Annotated in this window: 27 protein-coding genes; 12 read left to right on the top strand and 15 right to left on the bottom strand. The window is 38.9% G+C overall.

The annotated features are described in order from the left end of the window. The first annotated feature begins 59 nt into the window (after positions 1 to 59). Positions 60 to 497: a hypothetical protein gene (locus tag AC25JC_RS06105; protein WP_486923671.1), complete on the top strand. Its 438-nt coding sequence runs from the start codon at positions 60 to 62 to the stop codon at positions 495 to 497. A gap of 107 nt (positions 498 to 604) precedes the next feature. Here AC25JC_RS06105 and AC25JC_RS06100 read toward each other — a convergent pair whose 3' ends face one another. Together AC25JC_RS06100 and AC25JC_RS06095 are read right to left on the bottom strand one after the other, a co-directional pair. Further along, positions 605 to 1,213, bottom strand: coding sequence for a uracil-DNA glycosylase family protein (locus tag AC25JC_RS06100; protein WP_486923670.1), 609 nt, complete (start codon positions 1,211 to 1,213; stop codon positions 605 to 607). A gap of 39 nt (positions 1,214 to 1,252) precedes the next feature. Beyond that, positions 1,253 to 1,969, bottom strand: a complete 717-nt coding sequence (locus AC25JC_RS06095; protein ID WP_180115579.1) for an SGNH/GDSL hydrolase family protein — start codon at positions 1,967 to 1,969, stop codon at positions 1,253 to 1,255. A gap of 227 nt (positions 1,970 to 2,196) precedes the next feature. On the opposite strand from AC25JC_RS06095, the gene AC25JC_RS06090 reads away from it, so the two are divergent. After that, positions 2,197 to 3,561, top strand: coding sequence for an alpha/beta hydrolase-fold protein (locus AC25JC_RS06090; protein ID WP_486923669.1), 1,365 nt, complete (start codon positions 2,197 to 2,199; stop codon positions 3,559 to 3,561). Between the two features lie 64 nt (positions 3,562 to 3,625). Here AC25JC_RS06090 and AC25JC_RS06085 read toward each other — a convergent pair whose 3' ends face one another. The 5 genes from AC25JC_RS06085 to AC25JC_RS06065 all read right to left on the bottom strand — a co-directional run bounded on the left by AC25JC_RS06085 (position 3,626) and on the right by AC25JC_RS06065 (position 8,898). Then, entirely contained in the window at positions 3,626 to 4,672 is a 1,047-nt protein-coding gene (locus AC25JC_RS06085; RefSeq protein WP_180115577.1) for a fatty acid desaturase, read from the bottom strand. A 294-nt stretch (positions 4,673 to 4,966) separates the two neighbouring features. Beyond that, the gene (locus AC25JC_RS06080) at positions 4,967 to 5,710 is read right to left on the bottom strand and encodes an SDR family oxidoreductase (RefSeq protein ID WP_078193819.1); all 744 of its coding nucleotides are present in this window, start codon (positions 5,708 to 5,710) and stop codon (positions 4,967 to 4,969) included. A gap of 19 nt (positions 5,711 to 5,729) precedes the next feature. After that, the gene (locus AC25JC_RS06075; RefSeq protein ID WP_486923668.1) at positions 5,730 to 6,428 is read right to left on the bottom strand and encodes a histidine phosphatase family protein; all 699 of its coding nucleotides are present in this window, start codon (positions 6,426 to 6,428) and stop codon (positions 5,730 to 5,732) included. Continuing rightward, positions 6,425 to 7,546, bottom strand: coding sequence for a phosphotransferase family protein (locus AC25JC_RS06070; protein WP_486923667.1), 1,122 nt, complete (start codon positions 7,544 to 7,546; stop codon positions 6,425 to 6,427). The genes AC25JC_RS06075 and AC25JC_RS06070 overlap by 4 nt, the downstream gene beginning before the upstream one ends. A gap of 110 nt (positions 7,547 to 7,656) precedes the next feature. After that, positions 7,657 to 8,898 (bottom strand): acyl-CoA dehydrogenase family protein, encoded by a 1,242-nt coding sequence (locus tag AC25JC_RS06065; RefSeq protein ID WP_486923666.1) that lies wholly within the window; start codon positions 8,896 to 8,898, stop codon positions 7,657 to 7,659. A gap of 93 nt (positions 8,899 to 8,991) precedes the next feature. Between AC25JC_RS06065 and AC25JC_RS06060 the strand changes: the two genes are divergently transcribed. The 5 genes from AC25JC_RS06060 (at position 8,992) to AC25JC_RS06040 (ending at position 13,415) form a co-directional block, all read left to right on the top strand. Next, on the top strand, positions 8,992 to 9,909 hold the full coding sequence (locus tag AC25JC_RS06060) for a LysR family transcriptional regulator (RefSeq protein ID WP_180078891.1): 918 nt from the start codon (positions 8,992 to 8,994) through the stop codon (positions 9,907 to 9,909). Between the two features lie 217 nt (positions 9,910 to 10,126). Continuing rightward, positions 10,127 to 10,681 (top strand): thermonuclease family protein, encoded by a 555-nt coding sequence (locus AC25JC_RS06055; RefSeq protein ID WP_486923665.1) that lies wholly within the window; start codon positions 10,127 to 10,129, stop codon positions 10,679 to 10,681. Between the two features lie 139 nt (positions 10,682 to 10,820). Next, positions 10,821 to 11,594, top strand: a complete 774-nt coding sequence (locus tag AC25JC_RS06050) for a DUF805 domain-containing protein (protein WP_180115573.1) — start codon at positions 10,821 to 10,823, stop codon at positions 11,592 to 11,594. Positions 11,595 to 11,785: 191 nt separating this feature from the next. Beyond that, positions 11,786 to 12,232, top strand: a complete 447-nt coding sequence (locus AC25JC_RS06045) for a MarR family winged helix-turn-helix transcriptional regulator (protein ID WP_180115572.1) — start codon at positions 11,786 to 11,788, stop codon at positions 12,230 to 12,232. Then, complete coding sequence (locus AC25JC_RS06040; RefSeq protein WP_373685852.1) at positions 12,216 to 13,415, top strand: MFS transporter; 1,200 nt, start codon at positions 12,216 to 12,218, stop codon at positions 13,413 to 13,415. Before AC25JC_RS06045 ends, AC25JC_RS06040 begins: the two co-directional genes overlap by 17 nt. 7 nt (positions 13,416 to 13,422) lie before the next feature. Here the strand turns inward: AC25JC_RS06040 and AC25JC_RS06035 are convergent, their stop codons facing one another. Beyond that, positions 13,423 to 14,409 (bottom strand): GlxA family transcriptional regulator, encoded by a 987-nt coding sequence (locus AC25JC_RS06035; protein WP_180115570.1) that lies wholly within the window; start codon positions 14,407 to 14,409, stop codon positions 13,423 to 13,425. A gap of 122 nt (positions 14,410 to 14,531) precedes the next feature. On the opposite strand from AC25JC_RS06035, the gene AC25JC_RS06030 reads away from it, so the two are divergent. After that, the gene (locus AC25JC_RS06030) at positions 14,532 to 16,319 is read left to right on the top strand and encodes an acyl-CoA dehydrogenase (RefSeq protein ID WP_486923664.1); all 1,788 of its coding nucleotides are present in this window, start codon (positions 14,532 to 14,534) and stop codon (positions 16,317 to 16,319) included. A gap of 154 nt (positions 16,320 to 16,473) precedes the next feature. Here the strand turns inward: AC25JC_RS06030 and AC25JC_RS06025 are convergent, their stop codons facing one another. The 5 genes from AC25JC_RS06025 to AC25JC_RS06005 all read right to left on the bottom strand — a co-directional run bounded on the left by AC25JC_RS06025 (position 16,474) and on the right by AC25JC_RS06005 (position 21,849). Next, entirely contained in the window at positions 16,474 to 17,076 is a 603-nt protein-coding gene (locus AC25JC_RS06025; protein WP_180115568.1) for a nitroreductase family protein, read from the bottom strand. Between the two features lie 205 nt (positions 17,077 to 17,281). Next, entirely contained in the window at positions 17,282 to 17,773 is a 492-nt protein-coding gene (locus AC25JC_RS06020) for a hypothetical protein (protein WP_180059608.1), read from the bottom strand. Positions 17,774 to 18,133: 360 nt separating this feature from the next. After that, positions 18,134 to 19,528 (bottom strand): class II fumarate hydratase, encoded by a 1,395-nt coding sequence (gene fumC, locus AC25JC_RS06015; RefSeq protein ID WP_180110934.1) that lies wholly within the window; start codon positions 19,526 to 19,528, stop codon positions 18,134 to 18,136. A gap of 199 nt (positions 19,529 to 19,727) precedes the next feature. Next, positions 19,728 to 20,735 (bottom strand): SDR family NAD(P)-dependent oxidoreductase, encoded by a 1,008-nt coding sequence (locus AC25JC_RS06010; RefSeq protein WP_180011423.1) that lies wholly within the window; start codon positions 20,733 to 20,735, stop codon positions 19,728 to 19,730. Between the two features lie 517 nt (positions 20,736 to 21,252). After that, positions 21,253 to 21,849 (bottom strand): phosphatase PAP2 family protein, encoded by a 597-nt coding sequence (locus AC25JC_RS06005; protein ID WP_111884339.1) that lies wholly within the window; start codon positions 21,847 to 21,849, stop codon positions 21,253 to 21,255. A gap of 314 nt (positions 21,850 to 22,163) precedes the next feature. Between AC25JC_RS06005 and tusD the strand changes: the two genes are divergently transcribed. Genes tusD through AC25JC_RS05985 form a run of 4 tightly spaced genes read left to right on the top strand, consistent with a single transcriptional unit; the run spans position 22,164 to position 23,588 of the window. Continuing rightward, positions 22,164 to 22,532 carry a sulfurtransferase complex subunit TusD gene (gene tusD / locus AC25JC_RS06000; protein WP_180115565.1) on the top strand — a complete coding sequence of 123 codons (369 nt, stop codon included), beginning with the start codon at positions 22,164 to 22,166 and terminating at the stop codon, positions 22,530 to 22,532. A gap of 44 nt (positions 22,533 to 22,576) precedes the next feature. After that, on the top strand, positions 22,577 to 22,927 hold the full coding sequence (locus AC25JC_RS05995; protein WP_111884337.1) for a hypothetical protein: 351 nt from the start codon (positions 22,577 to 22,579) through the stop codon (positions 22,925 to 22,927). 13 nt (positions 22,928 to 22,940) lie between these two features. Further along, on the top strand, positions 22,941 to 23,228 hold the full coding sequence (locus tag AC25JC_RS05990) for a DsrH/TusB family sulfur metabolism protein (RefSeq protein ID WP_180115564.1): 288 nt from the start codon (positions 22,941 to 22,943) through the stop codon (positions 23,226 to 23,228). 48 nt (positions 23,229 to 23,276) lie between these two features. Continuing rightward, a complete protein-coding gene (locus AC25JC_RS05985; protein WP_486923663.1) occupies positions 23,277 to 23,588 on the top strand; it encodes a TusE/DsrC/DsvC family sulfur relay protein in 312 nt (103 codons plus the stop codon). 82 nt (positions 23,589 to 23,670) lie between these two features. Here AC25JC_RS05985 and AC25JC_RS05980 read toward each other — a convergent pair whose 3' ends face one another. Continuing rightward, positions 23,671 to 24,150 carry a winged helix-turn-helix transcriptional regulator gene (locus tag AC25JC_RS05980; protein ID WP_078191046.1) on the bottom strand — a complete coding sequence of 160 codons (480 nt, stop codon included), beginning with the start codon at positions 24,148 to 24,150 and terminating at the stop codon, positions 23,671 to 23,673. A gap of 149 nt (positions 24,151 to 24,299) precedes the next feature. Further along, on the bottom strand, positions 24,300 to 25,199 hold the full coding sequence (locus AC25JC_RS05975) for a LysR family transcriptional regulator (protein ID WP_078193835.1): 900 nt from the start codon (positions 25,197 to 25,199) through the stop codon (positions 24,300 to 24,302). Between the last annotated feature and the right edge of the window lie 72 nt (positions 25,200 to 25,271).

Genomic DNA, 25,271 nt, shown 5'->3' with positions numbered 1-25,271 from the left:
CTTGATGATGCTTTAACATCCACCGCTTATTTTGTTTTATCTCCCCCTAAAGTTTTCCAATGCAATTTTTTGATTTAAGCCGCCAATTTAATTTAAGTGATATTTTAACGCCTTTTACGACACTTCCTGAACTTGGTCATCAAGAATGGTTTTTGTCGAAAGTTCGGGTTGAGCATGACTGCTTATCTGACAATGACATAATTGAAGGCCAAGCTGTACTTAAATCTAATCACAATATTCAAATTGAGTTGGAATGGTTAATTCAAGATACAGGTCATGAATTACAGCTTTTATTTAAAGGCATTGAAACTGCAGCTAGCGAAGAAACTTTGGTGATCGTGAAAGGCGCGCAAATTGTAGATGATGCAAACAAAAAAGTTTCATCCCAGACTCTGAGTTTATGGATCGATGGCACTTTACTGCCTATGCTGCCGAATATTCGCAAAGAAATTAAAGCGCGTTTAAACCTTTGGGATTATGTTGAATATGATGGCTAAGGAATTGGTGTTTATCCATTATTAAGATGCCACCTTTTAATCATTGAATGTTTGCCTGTTTAAATGAGACATAAATTTCAAGGTATCTCACAATAACGCAAACTTCCCTAAAGTAAGCCTATATCTTTAAATAAGCTTTGGTAGGCTTTAGCTTTTTTTTCCAGTGCCAGTGGATAAGCCCTAGATGATGATGGCATGCGGTATAAAGTCAAATCTCTGCCTGCAAATTCGGTACGAACAGCATGCTCAATGTGTGGTTTTTCCGTATTTTCTGGCATAGAGAGCATTAAAGTATCAGTCGCCTTGTCTCCCGTTGTCATAATACTGTGACAATTCGGCATTTTTTGAAGTAGTTTCGTAATATCGGTTGGCTGATGGATCTGTAAAAACTTGTCTGATGCATTGCCTTTCAAACGAATCACTTGATAGGCCGTATCAAAAATGCCTATACCTTTTTCATTTAAAAAATCTCGAATGAGCTGTTCTTTAAATGTCTTGCTCTCTACATTGAGAAAATGATTTTTATCCTGAAAAAAACATAGGCCAAAGATTTTCCACATATCATTTTGGAAATTTGGATAATAAAAATCCATCTTCCAGCGTGTTTTGGGTGGAGGAAAACTCCCTAGCATCAAGAGTTTCCCATTTGATGGCAAAAATGGCGCTAAAGGATGCGTTTCGATTTGCGGATTCACGTCTGAAATATCTTTACTCATATAGATGTAACTTCACCAAGTGATTGAATCATATATTATCTATGAAAATTGTTCAGTGATATGTTTAGCTATTTTTTCAGCCCATAACTGATAAATTTCTTTACTCGGGTGAAAGCCGTCTTTGGCCATTTGTAAATTTTTTTCACGGTACTCATGTAAATCGTATTCAATTAATCGCATATTCGCTTGAGTATTAACATAATTTTTTAAAAGCGCATTCATCTTTTGAGAATATTGTCCAAACAACCATGACAATGGAAACGGTAAAGCTGGAAACGCATCCATTGGTGGCACACCTGAAATGATCAATAGCTGTGGATGAAACTTTTCCTCGACAGCTTGATATAAACGCTGCTGGAGCTTCAACCATTGGTCTGGCTGTTTTAAAGCTGTGACATCATTGACACCAACAGAGCTGATCACGACATCAAAGTTCTGCGTAGTGACATTGTCCAAAGCATTGATGATTTGCTGGCTGTTATGCCCCGTTGTGGCTTCAAGGCAAAAGTGAACTTGATAATCAGGCGATAAAATTTTAAGCAATTGTCCCAATAGCGCATCTGACTGATGCTCGACGCCGACACCTGCTGCTGCTGAATCACCTAGTATTAATAGCGATAATGGTCGATTACCCTGACCACTCATCCCACAACGTTCTCCCATCGGTTCTGCTAAACGTGGGGTATTTTTTTTCACACGGTAACCTTGGATCAGTAATGCAGGTAACAGCAGCAGTGTTGATACTTTGAGTAGCATAATATTTAGCAATGATTGAGAGCTTGTCGACTGCATTATTTTAATTATTTTAAAAAACAAAGCATTGACTCTATTGTTATTTTTCTACATTTTCTTTTTTTAAAAGCACCATTCTGCGGCATATTGCTAGTTTTTTATATTAATAATGATTATCATTTATCTGATTTCATTCTATCTATTTTATTATTTCAATGAAAAAACTTTCCCTACTTTTTTTGGCTTGTTCTATGAGCTTTGCTGTTTCTTCTGCTTTTGCCCAAACTCAAAATTCACCCGCTATAACCGATACAACAGAAAAAAAACATTTCCCTTATGCTGCTGCATGTGAAGATGTCAAAGCGCAAAGCCAAATATTATTAAACCTACAACATCAGTTAAATCAAAATCCAAAACAACATGCTCAAATTCTTGAAGATTTTTGGAAGCGTGTAGAGCTTATAGGTACACCAATCATTGAAAACTATGATGAAAAACATGACCATATAATTTTTTTATGGAAAGGTGCGCAGCATAATGTTCGCCTTATTGGTGGCCCAAGTAATGACCATGAATGGTTAACACGCCTACCAAATACCGATATTTGGTTTAAAGAATCGATTATTGATCATCGTTATATTGGCAGTTATAGCTTTGCTGTCGATTTACCGAACTTAGAAGGCTATCTGTCAAATTATTGTCCGCATCTTAATCCTAAACTTAAAGAATCAAGAACGCAGCGTCGTGCTGTGATACAAGTACAACGCATCGATCCTTTCAACAAAAACACTTATCTCGCAAGTGATGACACATCAGGCTTGCGTAATGAAAATTTAGTGGCGCTTAAAGATGCCCCGCCTTTTATTGATCCAAAACAATATCCAAATGTGCACCAGCCCCAATTACAAGAGTTTGTTCTAGACAGCAAAATTTTGAATAACTCACGTAAAATCCAAATTTACCAATCTAAAGCTAAGAAAAATCAAAGCTATATCACCGCTATATTTTTTGATGGTCAGCAATATAATGAATTACTGAATGTTCCAAAGGCGTTAGACATTTTAGTTGAACAAGGTCAATTGCCACCAATTCAAGCCATATTTGTTTCTCCACCGAATGATCAGGAACGACCTAAAGAATTAACACCTAATGCAAAATTTTCAGCATTTTTTAGTGATGAACTGATGCCTTGGATTCAAAAAAAAGCACCTGCAAAAGTCGATTCGAAGAAAACGGTACTACTTGGGTCAAGTCTTGGCGGTTTAAGTTCAGCTTATTTAGCCTTAGAAAATCCAAATCAAATTAGTCACGTCGTACCGTTATCTGGATCATTTTGGTGGCAAAATGCGCCGACAGACCTCCCTAATGGCATGAGTAAAATCATTCGTGATAAAACCTCACAACCTAAACAGCATTGGTTTATTACTGCCAATAGTTATGAAAGCTCTCGAAATAATAATGAACTGAGTATTTTAGAGACTTCACCTATTGTTGCAGCCGATTTAAAAAATAAAGGTCATGATGTGCATTACCAATCATATATCGGCGGACATTCCTACGCGGTATGGCAAGTTGCCTTGCAAGATGCGCTCAAGCATTTTTTTGCACACAAGTAATTTATAAAAGTTTAGATCATAAAAAAGCCCTCAATTGAGGGCTTTTTTTGAAGCTAGTACTGATTTAATTCCAGCGATTTATGCGTTTAAAGGTTCCAAAATCATTGAAACGTACACCAACCTCACGCATGACTTGGTGTGCAGTTTTTGCGGTTAGATGACGAATATAAAACGGCTCTTTTACCACAAAATGGTGAATGGCATGGGTCGAACCAAAGTTAAAGCAAAATAATTGCATTGGGAACAACCACCAAGGATTTAACACCTGAGTTTGTTTAATGACATCACGTGGGTCAATATCACCATAATAATGCATATTTGAGCTGATAAATTGTAAGCAAAAAGAGCGTACAAAGTTCGGGATAATCCAAACCACTGCTAGAAAATTAATCGTTGGAATTAATTTCACTAAATTGACTGACCAACTAATACTTTGTCCTAACATTGGAGCAATACCATTCACCACATGATAAATGACAAATACATACCAAATGCCGTAATAAACAAAACTTAAAGGGAAAAATCCAGTCAATTGAGAGAATAATGCCGTTTTACGTTCTTTTTCAGGTTGTTTTTCAATGAATTTCCCAATCATTTTAAACATTTGAAATGGGCGCAAATACACCGTCATCAATTGATCGCTAATGACCAATATTCGACGTAATCCCCACGGCATGCCATTACTAATGCCCCGTTCTTCCAAATCGTATTGTGAACCTGAATATTTATGGTGGTTGAGATGCAAACGACGACGTGCCCAAGGACTAATGGTATTCGGACGTGCTAACCACACCAAGGCCAACATGAGATGGTGAGCCCACGGCGTCTTTTTAAAGTACATATAATGAATCAGGTCATGTTCTAATTCATGTGTCAGTGAAGCAAACATCGCCACCAAAATCACACAAGCCCATGCCGGTAAAATGCCAACAGCAAACGCCCAAGCTGAACCCAACATTCCTAGTAGCGCAAAAATAAGGATGGTTGCGCCTATAAAGTTTTGATGTTTTAAAATGGGATATTGCTGACGTAAGTCTTCACCAGCTTTCGTTACGACAGTTCTGACTTTGTTAATTCGCTGTTGATCTGTCATATCGGAAGACATAGACATAGTACAAACCTAAAAATTAATGAACAGTTGTACATTAAAGCAAATTAAAAAAAAGGAAATCGCTATTTTGAGAACAAATCATCGTCTGTTCAAATATTCAACATTTTATTTATTTTCAATATTTTATTTATAAATAATCTGAGTATTTACTCCATTTTTTCTTTGTAAAGTCAGCTGCTTTTAATATCTTTTCATCACAGGTTTTATGTATTCCTTTTTAACCTACAGAGGATGACGAATATCATTTGAGAATAATAAAGCCCCAAAATTGGAGCTTTGTTATTGAATAAAGGATTAACCCAATTTATTCACGATTTTCAACGGCAATACTTTCATCGCAAGACCTAGAGGCAACCACGGCCATTGTGGTACATAGGCTTTAACAGGCGCTTTCTCAATGGCTTTTGCTAAAAGATGTGAACCCGTTTTTTCATCGACTTCAAATGGCAGTTTTTTCGCACCTTCATTGATCTCTGTACGAATATAACCAGGGAAAATAGTCGTCACTTTAATTGGGGTATCAATCAGTTCTGCACGAATGCCTTCAGCTAGAGCAGCAACACCTGCTTTACTTGCACCATAAGCTGTTAAATGTTTAGGCATACCACGCATAGCACTCATCGACGAAATCACCACCAAATGCCCTGCATTTTGGCTACGGAAAATTTCAACCGCAGCTTCGCATTGCGCCAAAGCAGAGATAAAGTTGGTTTCAACTGTGGCACGGTTAATTTCAAAATTACCTTTACCAATACGACGACCTTCACCAACACCTGCGTTGACAATAACACGGTCAATACTGCCAAAATCTGCTTTAAAGGCACGGAACACTTCAAACACTTGATCATAATTTGTGACATCGAGGGTTTTCGCAATCACTTTAATACCATATTGGCTTTCCAGTTCATTTTTTAGCGTTTCTAAACGCTCTAAACGACGTGCACAAATGGCTAAGTTGTAGCCTTTTTGTGCAAACTCGCGTGCCATTCCTGCACCAATCCCTGAGCTTGCACCTGTAATTAAAATTGTTTTAGCCATGATAATTCCTTTGTTTATCTTAGATCCAAGTCAATAAATTTGGATCAACTGCTTTTATAAAATGGTGTTCATTTAAACTGAGTAATTGCGGTTCATTTCCAACCAAACGCAGCGTTGTCATACTGGTATTGGCAATGGCCCAATTAAGTGCAAATGTTTTTTCAGGACTCAGCCCTAAAATTTTACCAATTGCAACGGAGATCACTCCACCTGAACTAAACACTACGGCATAACGCGGTTTGGTTTCAGCCAGTTGAGTGCATAACTTTTCTAGCGCTGTTTCGACTCGATTTTTAAAATGTGGCCAAGATTCATCGTATTCATGATGAAATTCTCCGCCTGTCCAACGCTCAATGGCACCTTCAAAAATTTTGGATAAATAAGCACGCGGGTTTTCATGCTTAGATACATCTTCTTTTAATAAATGCGGCTGGTTAAATCGAGGTTCATATTGAGCAAAAACTTGCTGATGATTAAATTCATTCCACGCGTTATCTGTATCAACTTGTGCTTCTGGAAAGCATTCAGCCAATGCAAGATTGGCTGTTTGTTGATGACGCTGCATTGAGCCCGCAACCACATAAGGACTTTCTTTTAAAATACGGTCGAAATACTGTCCCAGCACCTTAGCCTGTAGCTCACCATTGGGAGAAAGCTTGTCATAGCTTTCTGCACCAAAAGAAGCCTGACCGTGCCGAATTAAATATATCGTGGTCATTTCCCTAAAATATCCTTCATTTTTTCAATATATTTTTGTGCCACATCATTGGCTTCAAGTTTTTGCAAACCAATAAGTTTTAAGGCACGAATATGTAAAGCATGGATCACAATCCAAAAATCTTTAAATGCCGGATTATTGGTTTGCTTGTGGTAAAAGCGATAATAAATTTGCTGTGCAATTACGGCTAAACGGAAAATGCCGAACACTTCATAAAAGGTCCAATTGTCCGTTTGAAGACCAGTTTTTTCAAAGTAATATTCAACGACTTCTTTACGGCTAAACATCCCTTTTAGGTTGGTCGGCTGACGACGTGTGGCTTTAAAAATCGCGTTATCGCCACTTTCAACCCAATATGCCAATGCTGAACCCAAGTCCATCAATGGATCGCCAAGCGTTGCCATTTCCCAATCCAATACGCCAATCACTTGCGTAGGATCATTCGGATCTAAAATCACGTTATCAAAACGCCAGTCGTTATGAATCACACAGGTTTTAGAGTCAGCAGGAATATTGTCTTTGAGCCAATTACGGACATATTTAAAAGAAGGAACATTTAAGGTTTTGGCTTTTTCATAGCGTGCGTCCCAACCTTCCACTTGACGACGACAGTATCCGTCGCCCTTGCCTATTTTTTCTAAAGCGGTGCCTTCATAAGGCACTTGATGTAGTTCAATTAATTTGTTGATGACGTTGGTACATAACGCTCGAACTTGAGTTTCATCAAAATTAATTTCTTTGGGTAAGTTTGCACGTGGAATGATGCCTTCTACGCGTTTCATCACGTAGAAATCACAGCCAATCACTGATTCGTCCTGACATAGTGCCACCATCTCAGGGAGTACAGGATAAAATTCAGATAATGCCTTCTGAACGTTATACTCACGTGCCATATCATGTGCAGACTTGGCTTTGGTGCCTTTCGGTGGACGACGTAAAATTAAATCAGCATTGTCGTATTTTAAGCGATAAGTCCAATTTGATGCACCACCTGAATATTGAGTGACTTCAACAGGCCCTTCTATTTCAACGCCATGTTCAATCAACCAATTACCTACAGCACGGACATCCAGTTCTTCACCCTCACGAACTGAACCGCCTACATCGATCACTGACATGCTTTTCTTCCTAAACTTGAATCTATCATGATGATAAAAATATAATTTTCTATAGTTTTATAGCATGGACAATTCGGGGTTGCCATGCCAAATATGTGACTACAACTTGTTTATTTTTTACGGCGACTGCTGTAACCGCGCTTAGCCAACTCTAATTTGGCAATCATGCCTTTATGCACTTCATCAGGGCCATCAGCTAGACGCAGTGAACGTGCTTGCGCAAAGAAACCTGTGAGCGGTGTATCTCGAGAAACTCCAGCACCGCCGTGAATTTGAATCGCCATATCGACAACTTTTTCTAAGACACTCGGCGCGACCACTTTAATTGCAGAAATCTCGGTTAATGCAGCCATATTCCCTAGAGTATCCATTTTATATGCTGCATAAAGGGTCAGTAAACGTGCTTGATCGATTGCAACACGCGCTTCTGCTACGCGTTCTAAATTGCCACCGAGTTTTAAAATTTCTTTACCAAACGCAGTGCGGCTCATACCGCGGTCAATCATCAGTTCTAGCGATTTTTCGGCAGCACCAATACAACGCATACAATGATGAATACGGCCTGGGCCTAAACGACCTTGTGCAATTTCAAAACCTTGACCTGCGCCGCCAATGAAATTTGCAACAGGAACACGCACATTTGTGAAGCTAATTTCACCATGTCCATGTGGTGCATCGTAATCGCCAAAGACCGGAAGCATACGTTCGATTTTGACTCCATCCGTATCTACTGGAACTAAAACCATAGAATGCTGATGATGACGATCTTTACTTTCATCTGGTGTATGCGCCATAAAGATAATAATTTTGGCATTTGGATCACCTAAACCTGAAGACCACCATTTACGGCCATTTAATACAATTTCTTCGCCTTCAACGACAGCTGTAGCTTCCATATTGGTTGCATCACTTGAAGCAACAGCAGGTTCTGTCATACAAAATACTGAACGGATTTTGCCGTCCAGTAATGGTGTTAACCATTGCTGCTTTTGTTCTTCGGTACCATAACGCCAAATCACTTCCATATTGCCGCTGTCAGGTGCATTGCAATTGAATACCGTAGGTGCAAGTAAACTACGGCCTGAAAGTTCTGCGATGTGTGCATATTCTTGTACAGATAAGCCTTGCCCAAGTTCAGGACAAGGTAAGAACATATTCCATAAGCCTGCAGCTTTGGCTTTATCCTTTAAAACCTCTAACTGTGCCGGCCATTGCCATTTGGTCCAATCGCCACCTTGGTTCAGCTCATGAACTTCTGCCCAAAACTCAGTTTCTACAGGCTCAATTTCATCTTTAATAAATTTTTTTGTTCTTTCAATATAATCTTGTGCACGTGCAGAAAGTTCAAACATGACAACATCCTTTAAATATTATGTTCTTTACGCTTTACAACACCATAACCTGAAATCTAATATGAACAAAATGATTTAATTCAATAGATGAACATGAATAGTATTCATAAAAACACCGTCATCGATATGGGTGTGTTTCACCGTATGGATATCAATTTATATCCACTGTATATCGCAATTTATGAACAAAAAAGCATTTCAAAAGCTGCAAAAATTTTGTGTATTACTCAGTCTGCAGCGAGTCATGCACTTCAACGGTTAAGACAACATTTACAAGATGACTTATTTGTACGTGCTGGAGCAAAAATGCTTCCGACCCCATTTGCTGAGCAGATTTATCCTGTAATTAAAAATGCGCTTATTGCGATTCAAAGCATTTCTATCCAAAAACAACAATTTACTCCTTCAATGGTACAGAGCTTGAAAATTGCGGTACATGATGAAATTGAACCGATCATTTTTCCCAAGTTAGTTGAACACTTTCAACAGCAACAGTTTCAGATCCAATTTTCCAGTATCAAATTAGATCGCAAAACCATTGTGGCTGATCTTGCTGCACAGCAAATCGATTTTGCGATTGACCTTGAGCAAAACTTTGGTGAAAAGATCAATTTTCAAACCTTGGTTGAAGACCAATTCGTGATTTGTAGTCAACACCCTAAGATGGATGAGTCTATTTATCTTTCTGCTCCTCACATTGGGGTTTCTTCCCGACGTGCAGGTGTATTAGTCGAGGATATTTATTTAAATCGTAAAAAACACTCTAGAGAGATTTTTTTACGCTGTCAGCATTACTCTACTGCGCTACAAATTTTGGCACAGCAACCCAAGGCAATATTAACGATTCCGCAAAATATTTTGACGCATTTACAGGTTGCTCCCGAACTGAATATTTTTGATGTACCTGTAGACTTGCCGAAAATTAAACTAGGGATGTATTGGCATAATGATTTGGAATTAAATTCACGGCATGTTTTTTTGCGAAGCCAAATTTCTAAAATTTTTGCTTAGGCTATTTTATGATGATATATCAGCTTGCTTAGGCTATTTACATGGATTTAGATTTAATTCTGCGTGATGAAACTTGCTGTATATTTATAGATCAAATGCTGATTATTTAAGGTATTTTTAACTGACCGTCGGTTTATTCGACAGCCATAAATCATGAGTTCTTATAAAATCTAAATTCCTGTTTTTATGCGATATGACTTCGTTCATATCATTATGTATGCTTTCAAATCTCTCCGCGAATTGGCTCATGGCTTTAGGTGCAGTACTGTGCTTGATCACAGTCTATGTTCTCTATAAAGTCACCATTTTCTTAAAGGATTTTTTTCAACCTTTTAAGAAAGGAAAATCTTACCTCTGCCGTGTATCCGACATTAGTGATGGCGACACCCTCACCTGCTATCGGATGAATCTGAGACGTTCTAAAACCAAACTTCGCTTTGCTTATGTGGATGCGCCAGAATCGACACAAGCTTACGGTAAAGAGTCTGCACGCCTGATCAAATCCATGGTTTATAAGAAATTTGTCCGCGTAAAAATCACTGATGTAGACCGTTATGGCCGCTGCGTTGGGGTTATTTATCGCTATCGTAAATGCATGAATGAAGAAATGGTAAAACGTGGTGCAGCGTGGGTATACGAAGAATACATCCGTGACCAAAAGCATTTGGACTATATGATGAATTTACAAAGCAAAGCACGTAAACAAAAGAAAGGTTTATGGAAAGCCAGTCGTCCAATGCGCCCTAAAGAGTATCGTAAATTAAATAAATAACAGACCACATTGCAGCATGGCTAAGGAATATTTGATGACTTAGCCATGTCTAATATTTGACCTTTTTTTACTTCGCTATACAATAATGCTGCCCTTTTGGGCATAGAAAATAAATTAGATAATTAAAATTGGAATAATAATGACTGAACTTACTTCAAGCGAATTGAATCCGTTTCAACAAGATCAAAATATTCAGCCTCAAATTCAAAAAGCCGATCATCCCCTGTCTCCTGAGGGACGTTTTGGCCGCCTGTCTTATTTAGCGTGGTTATTTATCATTAGTATGATTTATACCTGCCTATTGGGCATCAGCGTCGCGCTGGGTCTTTTTGCATTTTTCAATTCAGCAGAACGTAGTATTGAAGCACTTTTTAATTCATTTTTAGGACTCAGTGCGATCGCTCTCATTGTCGTTTCCATCGTTGCAATGTTTGTCGCAATGATCCGCATTACGATTCGTCGTTTACATGATCTAAATAAAAGCGGTTGGCTCTGTTTAATTTTTCTCATTCCACTGGTCGGTACCATCTTTAGCATTTATGTGATGGCTGCAAAAGGCACCGAAGGTAAAAATAAATATGGCATAAAACGTCCAACGGAACAAACAGAGAAAGTTATTGGGTCATTGTATCTAATCCTGATGATTGTTTATTTATTGGTCATGATCCCATTGATGTTCAATATGCAAAGTATGATGAACAATTTAGAACAAGCGCAATTACAAGAACAAGCGATGATGTCTGAAGGTGAACCTGAATTAACGGATGAACAAATTGCGGCTTATTTAGAGCAAGCTGAATCAGAAGGTGAAGAACTTGCTTATGCAGATGGTGAAAGTGTAGAAATTTCAGAAAACTCAGACAGCGCAGCGGAAGATGCAGCAATTGCAGCTGCAGAAGCTTCTGTAGAATAAACACGTATTGTTTAAGGTATCAATTCAACGATATGCATTGAACGATAAGCTTTAAATGAAATGTTATGCAAGAAAACCTGTGTGCGCACAGGTTTTTTTATACCTGTTTTTTATGCTTTGAGTTGTTCACTTGAATTGAAAATAAATTAGGCGTAAAGTTGCCAATAATTTAGTTACCCTAGTTAACTATCATGAATACCTCATTAGGTTTCCGCTCTTCACTTCTGCGCTGTGCGCGTTTGATGAGTGATGAAATCAACACGATTTTATTGCCCTATCAATTGAACTATTCGCTTTGGCAAGTCATGTTTGTCATCCGTGAAAAAACCGCTTGTACATCTATTGAAATGGCTGAATATTTAAACGTATCCAAGCCATCCATCACTAAGCGTGTCAAAATTCTTGCGCAGATGGATATTTTGAGTCATGTACAAACTGACGATAAACGTCAAAAGAAAATGATGCTCAGCGAGACTGGACGTGAGTTATTTCAGCAATGTGCAAAAGACATAAATGCCTTTGAGCAGCGCCTGATCGCGCCATTAGCAAGCCAAGATATCCAACATTCCATTCAAATTTTACACCGTGTCATGCAAGAACTTGAACAAAACACTGTAGGTGATGATCATGCAAGATAACGCACCACTTTGGACTCGAAATTTTATTTTAGTTAGCACCATTAACTTCCAATTGGTTTTAACCTTTTATCTCTTGGTTGTGGTGATCGTGGGCTATGCGGTGGCTGAATTGGGTGCGACTACAGCCCAAGCAGGTTTAGTTTCAGGATTGTTCATTGTCGGCACATTGGTCGGGCGTTTATTGGTAGGCAAGTTCCTAGAACGCTTTGGACGTAAAACGACACTGATCGTTGGTTTAATTGGCTTTTTAGTCTTTTCTGGTTTTTACTTCATTCAGTCTGGCGTCGGCATGTTGCTCTTCATACGCTTTATGCATGGCTTTATGATGGGTATGGCATCAACAGTGCTGGGTACCTTAATTGCCCAAATCTTACCAGCGACACGTCGCGGTGAAGGCATTGGCTACTACAGCATGAGTAGTACGTTAGGTACGGCTATTGGGCCATTTCTTGCAATTTGGATGATGTTACACATTGGTTATCACGCGATTTTTATCGTTTCTACGATTATCGCATTGAGCTGCCTATTGGTTGCCTTGCTGATTCAAGTGCCCGATTTACCCAAAATCAATAAACCCCTCGATACTGTTGAAGCCGTCAAAAAACTAAGTTGGATTGCTCAATTTGTAGAGCCTAAAGCATTACCTATATCATTCATCATGCTTTTCGCTTCAATCTGCTATTCAGGTGTTTTATCTTTCATTAACTTCTATGCCAAAGAAATCGATTTGGTTGAAACAGCCTCGTTTTTCTTTTTGATGTATGCCATTGCGATTTTAATTTCTCGCCCATTTACAGGCCCGTTAATGGACCGTAAAGGTGAAAATGTAGTGATCTACCCTGCTTTTGTGATTATGGGCGTGGCATTGGTATTACTCAGCATCACTCAGAGTTCATGGATGCTTTTACTTTGTGCAGGCCTACTTGGACTCGGTTATGGAAATATTCAGTCGGTCTGCCAAACAGTTGCCGTGAAAAGTGCGCCGCTTGAACGTATGGGCTTTGCCACTTCGACTTTCTTTATCTTTTTGGATGCTGGCTTAGGCTTTGGACCATACTTTATCGGTAAATTGCTCGACCATATTGGCTACTCGCAATTGTATTTGTATAGCGCATTTGCTGCCTTTGCATGTATGGGTGCCTACTACATTTTACATGGTCGTTATGCCGTTCGAACCGCTTAAACTGTATTTAAACATCAAATCGTCGGCTGAAACGTCGACGATATTCTAAGGGGCTCAACCCAGTTTTTTTCTGAAATAACCGTCGAAATGAGCTTGGGTCACTATAGCCAACATCTCGCATAATCAGATCTAAAGCATGTCCCGATTCTTCTAAACGCTTTCGTGCAGCTTCAATCCGTATCGATTGTAAGTATTGATTCGGTGGAATATCCAAAGCGCCTTTAAAATGACGAATCAATGTCCTCGTTGTCACATTAAACTGCGCCGCAAGATCATCTAAGACAATATTTTCATGATAATGCTGTTCTAACCAATCTTGAACTTTTTGCACCAAACCATCCTGATGCGGTTTAGATATTTTCAATAATGAATAGGACAACTGACTGTCACGACGATAATCCAATACAAATGATTTTGCAGTATGGATTGCCGTTTCAAAACCATAAAAACGTTCTATTAGGTGTAGTCCCAAATCAAACCATGCTAAGCCCCCGCCTGCACAGTAAATATTTTGGTCATGGCTAATGAGCTGATCTGCATTCAGTTTCACCAAAGGATAGCGTTCACGAAACATTTGCTGAAAGCCCCAATGCGTCGTTGCCTGCTTACCATCTAAAAGCCCTGCTTCTGCCAGAAAAAAATTACCCGTACAATTTCCTGCGATCAGTCCGCTTTGTAATTGACGAGTTTTTAATAACTCGATCAGTGCTGCATTTTGTGCTAAAACATCTAAGATCGGCGCGCCTATCGTTGGGACAATGATGATATCTGCATCTGTTATTTCAGAAAAAGCTAAATCTGCATAAAGCTTGATGCCATTGATACATTGCACAGCTTGACCATGTTGTGAGGCAATTTTAACCTGAAATAGCCGCTGCACATTTTGTTTTTGAATCCGGTTCCAACTGACCCCCGCCATTGCAAATAGATCAACAACCCCTGTAATCGCAGAAGCCAAAGCACCATCAAATGCTAAAATTATGATTTTCTTCATTTAAATTTCAAATTATCAAAATGTCATTTTTGACTTATTAAGTGTCATTATTGACAATTCTATATCTAAAAATCAACTGCTAGTCTTGATGCATAAAATTCAACCCGATTAGAGATTGATCAATGGCGCAGTTAATCAATGACAAAGATTTAAATTTTTTGCTATTTGACGTGTTTAAAGCGCAAGACTTAACGCATTACCTACGTTTTGCCGAACATGATGCTGAAACCTTCAAAAGCATCCTAGAAATTGCACAAGGTATTGCTCAAGACTTTTTTGCACCCCATAACGCAACAGCCGATCAAAACGAACCAACCTTTGATGGTCAACAGGTTAAAACCATTGCAGAAGTCAAAACGGCGTGGAAACAATTTGCAGATGCCGGCTTGCTTTGTGCGCAGCATGATTATGATGTAGGCGGTATGCAACTTCCGACTTTGATCAACATGGCTGCTAATGCCTATTTCATGTCGGCAAATCCATCGTCAGTGGCTTATTCATTTCTAACCGCTGCGGCTGCAAATGTGATTCAGGCTTTCGGTACGACTGAACAAAAAGATAGGTTTGTACCGCATATGTTCAGTGGTCGCTTTGCTGGAACGATGGCCATGACTGAACCTGATGTGGGTTCATCTTTAGGTGATTTGACCACAAAAGCCATACCGCAAGCTGATGGTACCTACCTCATCAAAGGCCAAAAGATGTTTATTTCAGGGGGTGATCAAGACATCACTGAAAATATCGTGCATTTGGTCCTTGCTCGCATCCAAGATGCACCTCAGGGCGTAAAAGGTATATCTCTATTTATTGTTCCGAAGTTTAAAACCCTGAGCGATGGTTCATTTGCAGGCGCCAATGACGTTCAACTGGCTGGCTTATTACATAAAATGGGCTACCGAGGTACAACATCGACAGTACTGAGCTTTGGTGAAAAAGATCAATGTACTGGCTATCTGATTGGTGAAGCAGGTGCTGGTCTTAAATATATGTTTAAGATGATGAATGAAGCACGAGTGGGTGTCGGCTTAGGTGCAGCCATGATTGGGTACCGTGGCTATTTAGAGTCACTCGAATATGCCAAAAACCGCCCACAAGGTCGCATAGTATCAGATAAAAATCCTGCTGCGAAACCTGTCAATATCATTCAACATACAGATGTTAAACGGATGCTTTTGGCACAAAAATCCTATGTGGAAGGCGCACTCGCATTATGCCTATTTGCTGCACGATTAATTGATGAACATCAAGCCGCTAACAATGATGACAGTGCACTGTTATTAGATTTGATTATCCCTGTCGTCAAATCATTCCCTTCTGCCTATGGACTAAAAGCCAATGATTTAGCCATCCAAGTTTTAGGTGGCGCTGGCTATACCCGTGAATATCCGCTTGAACAATGCTATCGCGACAACCGCTTAAATCCGATCCATGAAGGCACATTTGGGATTCAATCTTTGGATTTGTTGGGTCGTAAGCTTTGGCAGCACAACAGCAAAGGTTTGATGCTGTTATTACAACGTATGCAAAATACGATTGATCAAGCTCAACATCCAAAAACGGAAGCGCTTGCAGCGATTTTTTCAGCGCATTTAAACACGGTGAAGAAAACCACACAAAGTTTGGGACAAGTCCTCGCCCAAGGTCGTGTCGATCAGGCACTGGGAAATTCTGCGTTGTATCTAGACATGATGGGCAAAGTCATCATTTCATGGCTATGGCTTGAAATGGCTAATCAAGCCCTAGTGAAATTTGAACATTCAGATTTAGCTGAAGATCAACAATTCTTAGCCGGTAAATTACAAGCCGCGCAATATTTTATCCGCTGGGAATTACCTGAAATAGAGCACCAAGCCAAGTTATTGCTAGAACTTGATGATACTTGCCTCAACATGCAAGAAAGTTGGTTCTAGTCACCCGTTTAGCTCAGTCCTCAATGGGCTAATCTGGACAAGATTTTCACGGATGAAAATCTTGTCCAACCCTATCTATTTCAATAAAATTGCAATAAAAAAGGAACTTAGTTTTCGTTCCTTTTTTATCAAAATTGAGTGTTATACACTGCAATTATTGGAAGACTTTAAAACGAGCGGCATCTTCCATATAGCCTTTTTCTTTCGCTTCACCTTCCACTGAACCAAAAACCAATTGAGCACGAAGTTTCCAATGCGCAGGAATGTCCCATTTAGCATGCGCTTGTTCATCCACAATTGGGTTGTAATGCTGTAATGATGCGCCTAAACCTTCGGTGTGCAATGCGGTCCAAGTCGCAAATTGGGCAATGGCAGTTGAATGTTCGGCCCAAATCGGAAAGTTTTCTGCATAAGAAGGAAACTGTGCTTGTAGGCCACTGACCACATCCAAATCTTCAAAGAACAGAACTGTACCTAAACCTGCTGCAAAACTTGCCATTTTAGCTGTCGTCTTCGCAGCACTTGCTTCATCTTTTGCATAAGATTTTAATTTGTCAGCGACTAAGCCCCAAAATTTTTCGCTTTCACCATTAAATAAAATAACAGCACGAGAAGATTGTGAGTTAAATGAAGATGGGCTTTGTTTAATCGCTGTTTGGATCAAATCAGTTAAATATTCTGTGCTTAGGCTTACATTGTCCCCAATAGCATAAATAGTGCGACGTTTGCTTATCAGGTCAATAAACTGATTTGACATATAAAATGATCCTTTAGAATATAATGTGCAGATGAGTCAGAAACATTTGGAATGATAAGTATCGCGACTTTCCAAATGTTGGAATGCTTCAGTTACTTGATGGGTCACTATGAAACAGTCACTTGTCGAAGTAAATCTGAAGTTCTGCTGTACATATAAAAAATCCTCCTAAGCGGAGGATTTTTCGACTAAAACCTTATGAAGTTTAGAATTTTGCTTCTAGCACATTCGCTGACACTTTGTTTTTCCAAAGCTCACGTAAAGTCGGTAGATAGAATTTTTCACCTAGCTCAACCAACTCTGCATCAATCAAACCATGAACTTCGTGCATGAATAGATAATCCAGTTCAACAGTTTGTAATTTTGACTGTGCTTTTTTATATTCTTTGCGCTTTTGCTGTGCTTTTTTTACCAAGTTATCTGCATAAGCACGGTCTTTATATTGCGCAATAGCATTCAAACGCAGTTCGATTACGCCCCAACCACTGAGTAGTAATTTGAATTTTTCAAAATCAGTAGTAGTAGATTCCCAGCTCATTTCTTCTAGATTTTCATTCTCAGGCAAAACTGGTAGCAAAAGCTCCATAACACTTGGGAAAATCTTTTTAAAATTCAAAACAAATTTAACAGGATGCTCGCCCGGATAGTCTTTAAATTGAACGTTCTTTTGGACATCTGTCAAATAGATGGTGAGCATTGGGGGAAATCCTTAAATAAAACACTGTCTTGCAAATATTTATTCAAACAAATGTCAAATAGCAACGAAAACAGAAAAAGAAAGGCATTTTAACAAGTGTGCCAATGAATTCAAAGCCCAATCCTATGAATTACTTGCTTCATACTCCGGCCTTGCTGCATTTTGTTCGTTGCCCTATTTTTAATAAACAGTCCTGTTTATATACATATATTTCAAGATGACTATGATTCAAAAAAATATGTGTTAGCCAGTATTCAGCGATAAAAAGAATTAAAAAGTTATCCAATAAAAAGAGAGGCTGAATATGAATCAGCCCCTCTTTTTATTTTCAAACACTCTAGATGAATGATCTCAAAAAATTTATTTGGTATTTGGTGAAACCATTTGCTCAGGACGAACCACTTCATCAAATTGCTCTGCAGTGACTAAACCGAGTTCTACCGCAACTTGTTTTAGAGTTTTGCCTTCTTTATATGCAGTTTTAGCAACTTTTGCAGCGTTTTCATAACCAATTACTGGGTTGAGCGCCGTAACTAACATTAATGAATCATGTAAGAAATGATCGATTTTTTCACGGTTTGGCTCAATGCCTACTGCACAGTGGTCATTAAAGCTATTACATGCATCACCGAGGAGTTGAATAGATTGCAATAAGTTAAAGGCAATAACCGGCATAAACACGTTTAATTCAAAGTTACCCGATGCCCCAGCAACATTAATGGTTGTGTCATTTCCAAGTACTTGAGCAACCACCATCGTCATAGCTTCACTTTGAGTTGGATTAACCTTACCTGGCATGATGCTTGAACCTGGTTCATTTTCTGGAATGCGTAGCTCACCAAAACCACAGCGTGGGCCACTGGCTAACCAGCGCACGTCATTGGCGATTTTATTTAAACTTACAGCAAGTGTTTTTAACGCCCCCGATGCAAATACAGCAGCATCACGTCCTGCAAGTGCTTCAAATTTATTGGGTGCAGTTACAAATGGCAAACCCGTTTGCTTCGCAAGTTCTGCTGCTGCTTTTACAGCATATTCAGGATGTGCGTTGAGACCTGTACCCACCGCTGTTCCGCCTAGTGGTAATTCATACAGCCCTTCTAAAGCTTGATTTAAACGCTTCAAACCATGATCGAGCTGTGAAACATAGCCACTAAACTCTTGGCCTAATGTTAAAGGCGTTGCATCCTGTAAATGTGTACGGCCAATTTTAACAATATCTTTAAATTCTTTAGATTTCGCTTCTAAGGTATTACGAAGTTTCGTTACAGCAGGAATTAAAAGCTCATTGATTTGTAGGCTTGCAGCCACATGAATTGCAGTTGGGAATGAATCGTTGGTCGATTGAGCACGATTGACATGATCATTGGGATGGACAGGTTTTTGTGAGCCCAACGGATTACCCAGTTTTTGATTGGCAATATTGGCAATTACCTCATTACAGTTCATGTTACTTTGCGTACCAGAACCAGTTTGCCAAACTACCAGTGGGAATTGTGCATCCCATTGACCTGAGATTACTTCTTCGGCTGCATTGACGATATAACCAGAAAGTTCCTGAGGGATTTGACCCAATGCTGCGTTAGTAATCGCTGCTGATTTTTTCACGAGACCCATTGCACGAATCATTGGACGTGGTAAACGTTCACCACCAATTTTAAAGTTTTGCAAACTACGCTGTGTTTGTGCACCCCACATCGCATCGCTAGGTACTTCAACATCGCCCATTGTGTCATGTTCAATACGTGTTTGCATAAATGACCTCATATCCTTATCTATAAAACTTGAACGTCTATGCAGAATTAAACTCTGCTGATAAATACAGTTTAGGTAACTTGCCTAGATTAGTAAATAATAACCATTATCAATTGTAAGTGGTTTATTTGATAATCTTTATCGTGATTTTATAAAGAAAATCATGCACGATGATTAAATTCACCCAATACAAGACGAATTAATTACCTCTTAATGTTTGTTGATAGAAACGCCATTCATCTTCTAGCATTTTCTTTAAATCTTGTTCAGGCTGCCAATCAAAAGTACTTTTCGCTTTCTGTGTACTTGCCCCAAGCTGGTCATATTCATGGCTTGGATAAAAACTAGACTCGACCGTCTTAATCTCGGCCTGTGTCACTTCTGAAAGCGTATCTAATAGTTGCTGTATCGAAACCAACTCACCTGAAATATTAAAGGCCTCACAGGCAAACTGTTGCTGCGACAACCATTGCAAACATTGCCACACCGCCTTACAACAGTCGAGTACATGCAAGAAACTCCGTTCCACAGTACCATCTTCAGTTTTGGCTTGTTTGCGAAGTTCGATAAAGTCTCGTTGTAAAGCTCCGACTTGCATCGCAAGCGGCACGATATTTTTTGGCAATGGCGCAACAAACTCACCTAAAACTGCATGTTCGAATGCACCTGCGACGTTTCCTAAACGCAAAATCGCAATTTTCCACTCATTATCAGTACGTGCCGTATCCCGTATAATTTCTTCCACCATTTGTTGAGATTTCACATAGGGATTTGGATAGGTAAAATTGATTTCTGTGTCTTCTGTTAATTCTGCCGACGACTGACCATATACCGCTAAACTTGATAAATGGATCAGTGTTCGTACACCTGTTCGCTGCATAGCACGCAGCAAACTCATGATACAACTGACATTATCATTATAATATTCAAGTGGTTTAAGGACGGATTCTTCCAATGACTTAAAGCCTGCCGTATGAATGACAGCATCGACGGTATATTGTTCAAATACTTTATTGAGTGCGGGAGTATTGCGAATATCGAGTTTGACAAAAGGCACATACATACCTGAAATAAATTCTAGTCGTTCAAGTGTTTGTAAATTTGCATTGGATAAATTATCCACAATAATGACTTCTTGACCTTGAGCCATTAAACTCAAGGCTATATGTGAGCCTATAAAGCCTAAACCACCAGTCACTAAAATCATTGTTTAGATACTCCTTATAGTTATCAAGCTTTTACAACTCTTTGGCATCATCTTGGTGTCGCCACCAACTTTTCTACAGATCTAAATTTTGAAACTTCGCCTCAGCATTTTTCATGAGCCGAACAATCTGCAAGAGCATTCTAGTTTTATCTTACTGCTTTAGAATTTTGACTGTGTTGCAGTTATGGATATTAACTGTATTTGATTTACGACAAATGACCTCGCTAGCCAATCAATTTTGAAGAAATCTCAAGATTACGTGGTATTTGAGTGAACGCTTTTAGAAGAAGATATTTAAAAAAATTCGCACTACTAAATATTTGATGTAGGACAGTCGAACTAGAAAACACCTGCTGGAATGAGCAAATGGAATTGAGCAGTCTGACTATTTTTTGAGGTATAGAATCTGGATGTGAACGCCAGATGAATCATCAGAAATATTCATCTGGCAGGATGTTGGCAATGTAACTATAGCAGCAGCAAAAGTTTGTAATCGCAAATATCTAGCAAACTTAATTTAGCGGATATAGCCTTTTTTAATCATGGCTGAGAATAGGAACTCGTAAACTTTTAAGATCATGCTCACCAAATAAGACCCATATTTTCGCCATAAAGACAGTCCAACAAAATTCAGCAAAACCGCAATGATCAGCGCTCCCGCCATATCCATTGGATAATGCACACCTAAATAGACTCTCGACCACGCCACAAGAAAAGCGAAAGCTAGAAATACATAGCCGACAGCTTTTTGCTTTGAAAAAATATAAGAAAATGCAATCGTGCTAAAAAACAGCATGTGATCACTCGGGAAGGATCCATTCGGTGAATGTTCTATAATCGTGCGTCCAACGTCCAAGACAAAAGGCCTTGGATAGTAAAAGAAACTTGAAATCACTTGGCTGATTAGAAATGCGACAATTGTAAAAACAGTGGCTTTAACAATTTGTTTTTTGGTGTCAAAATTGCCTTTAAACCAAGCCAAAAACATCAAGAGAATCACGATATAAAATAGATCATTGGCTATAAATATGGCGAAAGAAATGGTGAAATCTAAAGCATTGTCCGAAGCATTGATTGAATTAAATAAACTTAAATTAAATTTCTCTATATTCATGAGATGGTTTAAAAAATGAAAAGATCATAGCACTCAGCAAAATCAAAAATTGCATTTTATTCATATAAAGATTATTCAGTATGTAACTGCACAGTTTATTTATGAAAAACTGACGGCTTGGGGCTGAATCCAAATTAAACCCAATGTTATACCAATCGTTCTATTTGAAGAAAAATTTGCAATGGCAGTGCTGCCTAAATAAGCAAAACTTTGCAAATATTCAGATCATTGAGTAAATCATTGTATACTAGCTTTTTCTTCTGAACTCAGAACAAACTGTCGATCTAGACCGTTTATTCATTTAGTGAATTTCGATGAGTACTCTATTACTAATTACCTCCTCACCCACTTCGATATTGGCTTGGCATGCTTTGGGTCTTGCCCAAGCGCTGAAGCAGAAAGGCGAAAACTTTCGGGTTTTTTTCTATCAAGATGGTGTAAATGTGGCAAATGCTCTGCAATGGGTGCCAGATGATCAGCGCAAACTCAGTAGTGAATGGCAAAAACTCGGCATTCGTTTACCTGTTTGCGTAAGTGCAGCTCTCGCACGTGGGATCACAGATCAGGAAAATGCACACCGTCACAATATTCAGCAACATAATCTAGCTGAGCAATTTGAACTTGTGGGCCTAGGCGAACTTGCCGATGCCGTACAAGCTGCTGACCGTTTATTGCAATTCTAAAAATTTTATTGCCGCGCATTTGTAGCATTGAAAAGGAAAATTACGTGAAATCTGTACTGGTTGTTTTAACCCATGCAAATCTTGCAAGCTTACAAGTACATGAAAGTCTTTCTGCGACCATGGTGCTTGCAACCTTCGGTTGTAACGTAAAAGTGTTGCTCAAAGATGCTGCGCTAAGCTTACTTCAAGCCGAACAAGAGTTTAGTCAACTCAAGCATGCATTTAAACTCGCATCCAACATGGTTGATAGCTTTGAGTTTTATGATCTCACCCCGATTTATATTGAACAAAAAAATTCACAGCATCCATTTGTGATCAACAGTGAGCAAGAGCTTGAGTTTGTTCAATTCAATACTGAATTAATTCAACAATTTGATCATGTGTTGTATTGGTAAAAGAGGAATGATGATGTCAAATTCTACGCTGTATTTAGTCCAAGCCAGCTATGCCAATACCCTACAGCACATCCAGCAGTTAGCCAGTTTAATCAACCCTGAAGATTCAATCATACTAATGGGTGAAGCAGTCTTACATATTGCAGATGAACAAATTCAGCAATTTGGCACATGTTATGTACTCGAAAATGATGCTGAGATTTTAAGTAAAAGTATGAATTATAGTCATATGAAAGTAATCGACTATGCCGCTTTTGCTGATCTATGCCTGAGATTTAAAAGATGTATTTCACTCAAATAATTTGAGTAAAAGCGATCCATTACTACTATCTTCTCTTTTGGAATGAATATGAATCTTGAATTAGACCAAGATGGCCATTTGGTGGATTACACTATTTGGAATGAAACTGTTGCCCAAGAATTGGCTAAAAGTTTAGATCTTGAGTTAAGCCCATGGCATTTTGAAGTTTTACAAGCTGTGCGACAGTTTTATCAACAGTTTGGTCACTCGCCGGCAACTCGCCCACTCATTAAATTTTTAATGAAAACGGTGAGCGCTGATATTAATAATGCGGTGTTACAAAACAAATTTAACACCGGTTTGGTCGCTCGACATTTAAGTCGTTTAGCGGGCATCCCTAAACCTGCAAATTGTTTGTGATTTTAAAGCAACCCAAATACCGCTTAGGCTAATTTGACTAAATAGATGCAAATCAGCATCTTGAAGAAAGCCATAAAACAGCTTAGGCAGGTTTTAATTGATTTAGAGCGATGTAATAGGCTTGGGTAAATATCGGTTTGACCTGTTTGGCTTGGATCGGTTCAGCACAACATGAGCACACTAAAACCGGTTTAAATTTTTGCCCACATGCCTGATGGACATATTCAACAGGTGATCCTAAGCCCTGATCCATATATTGATCGGCCCAATGGGTCATAGCTAAAAGGATTGGATACAAGTCTAAGCCTTTTTGAGTCAGTCGATATTCAAAACGTTCCTGACGCTCGACATAAGCAACTTTGGTTAAAATACCTTCTTCAACCAAACGCTTTAATCGGTCAGATAACACATGACGCGTCACACCGAGATTTTGTTGAAAGTCATCAAAACGTCGAATGCCCATAAATGCATTACGGATAATCAACATGGTCCAACGATCCCCTAGCACTGAAAGTGCACGAGCGATTGAACACGGTTGTTGACCAATATCATCCCATTTCATTTTATGAACCATCAAAAATAACGACCAACACCCAATTTAATTCATGCCTGTTGATTTTGCAAAATCCTTTTCAATAATCTTTGATGTACAAATCATAAATCCACCATTGTTTCAACGTATTCATTTTATCTGCTTGATCTGTAAATGAACTAAAAATGTATTTTGTCTTTATTGTCCTCAATTATTTCTAGCCATGCACGCGTTGCGGGACTCATGGCAACAGTGGTATTCCAGGCCATACTGAGTTTCCAGTCTAGGTTTGGATTTTCTAATTCAGCCATATGGTATTTTGCCGCATCAAGTTGTTCACAATAAATTTTAGGCAGTAGTGCAATCCCGACATTTGAATCTACCATTTTGGCGATAAAGTCCCACTGGCTACTTTTACACACCACATTTGGCTCAAATCCGACGTAATTTGCCGCCTGTATAATGATGTCATTGAGTGTGAAGGTATCGTCATACAATAAAAAAGATTCTTCTTTTAATTCAATCAACGAAACGGTTTTTCGCTTACGCCACTGTGAGTTTTTTTTAGATAATAAACATAATGGTGACTCCATCACTGGAATACCACTTAACACCGGTTTCAAGTGACCCAAAATGATCCCGACATCGACCTGTTTTTTTAAAATGGCATTTTCAATACCTGTTGCCCCTACCTCAAAAAAGCTCAATTCAATATTCGGGTATTTTTTATGAAACAGCGCGATTAACTGACTAAACATCACCGATGCCAATGGCGGTAAACCTAGAGTCAATTTACCTTGTTTTAAGGCACGAACTTGGGTGACTGTATCAAGCATCCGTTGTTGTTCATTCAATATCACTAAAGCATGCTGATAAATCTGCTCTCCCATATAGGTGAGCTGCGCTTCCCTTTTACGCCCTGCTTCACCTTTATGAAATAAAGGCACGCCGATCTCATCTTCTAACTGACGAATTAATTTACTAATGGTCGGCTGAGTGACAAAAAGCGCTTCTGCTGCATGACTAAAACTCTGTTTTTGTACGATGGTCACAAAGACTTTTAGGCTTTTAATGTCCATTATTATTCCATTCAAGCATAATTAATAATTAATTATTCATAATTATACAGGGTATGCACTTTTAAAATAGCG

It is taken from the genome of Acinetobacter sp. P37 (assembly GCF_057480965.1).
Note: the sequence above shows the minus strand (reverse complement) of the source record. Positions and strands in the feature narration are given on the sequence as shown.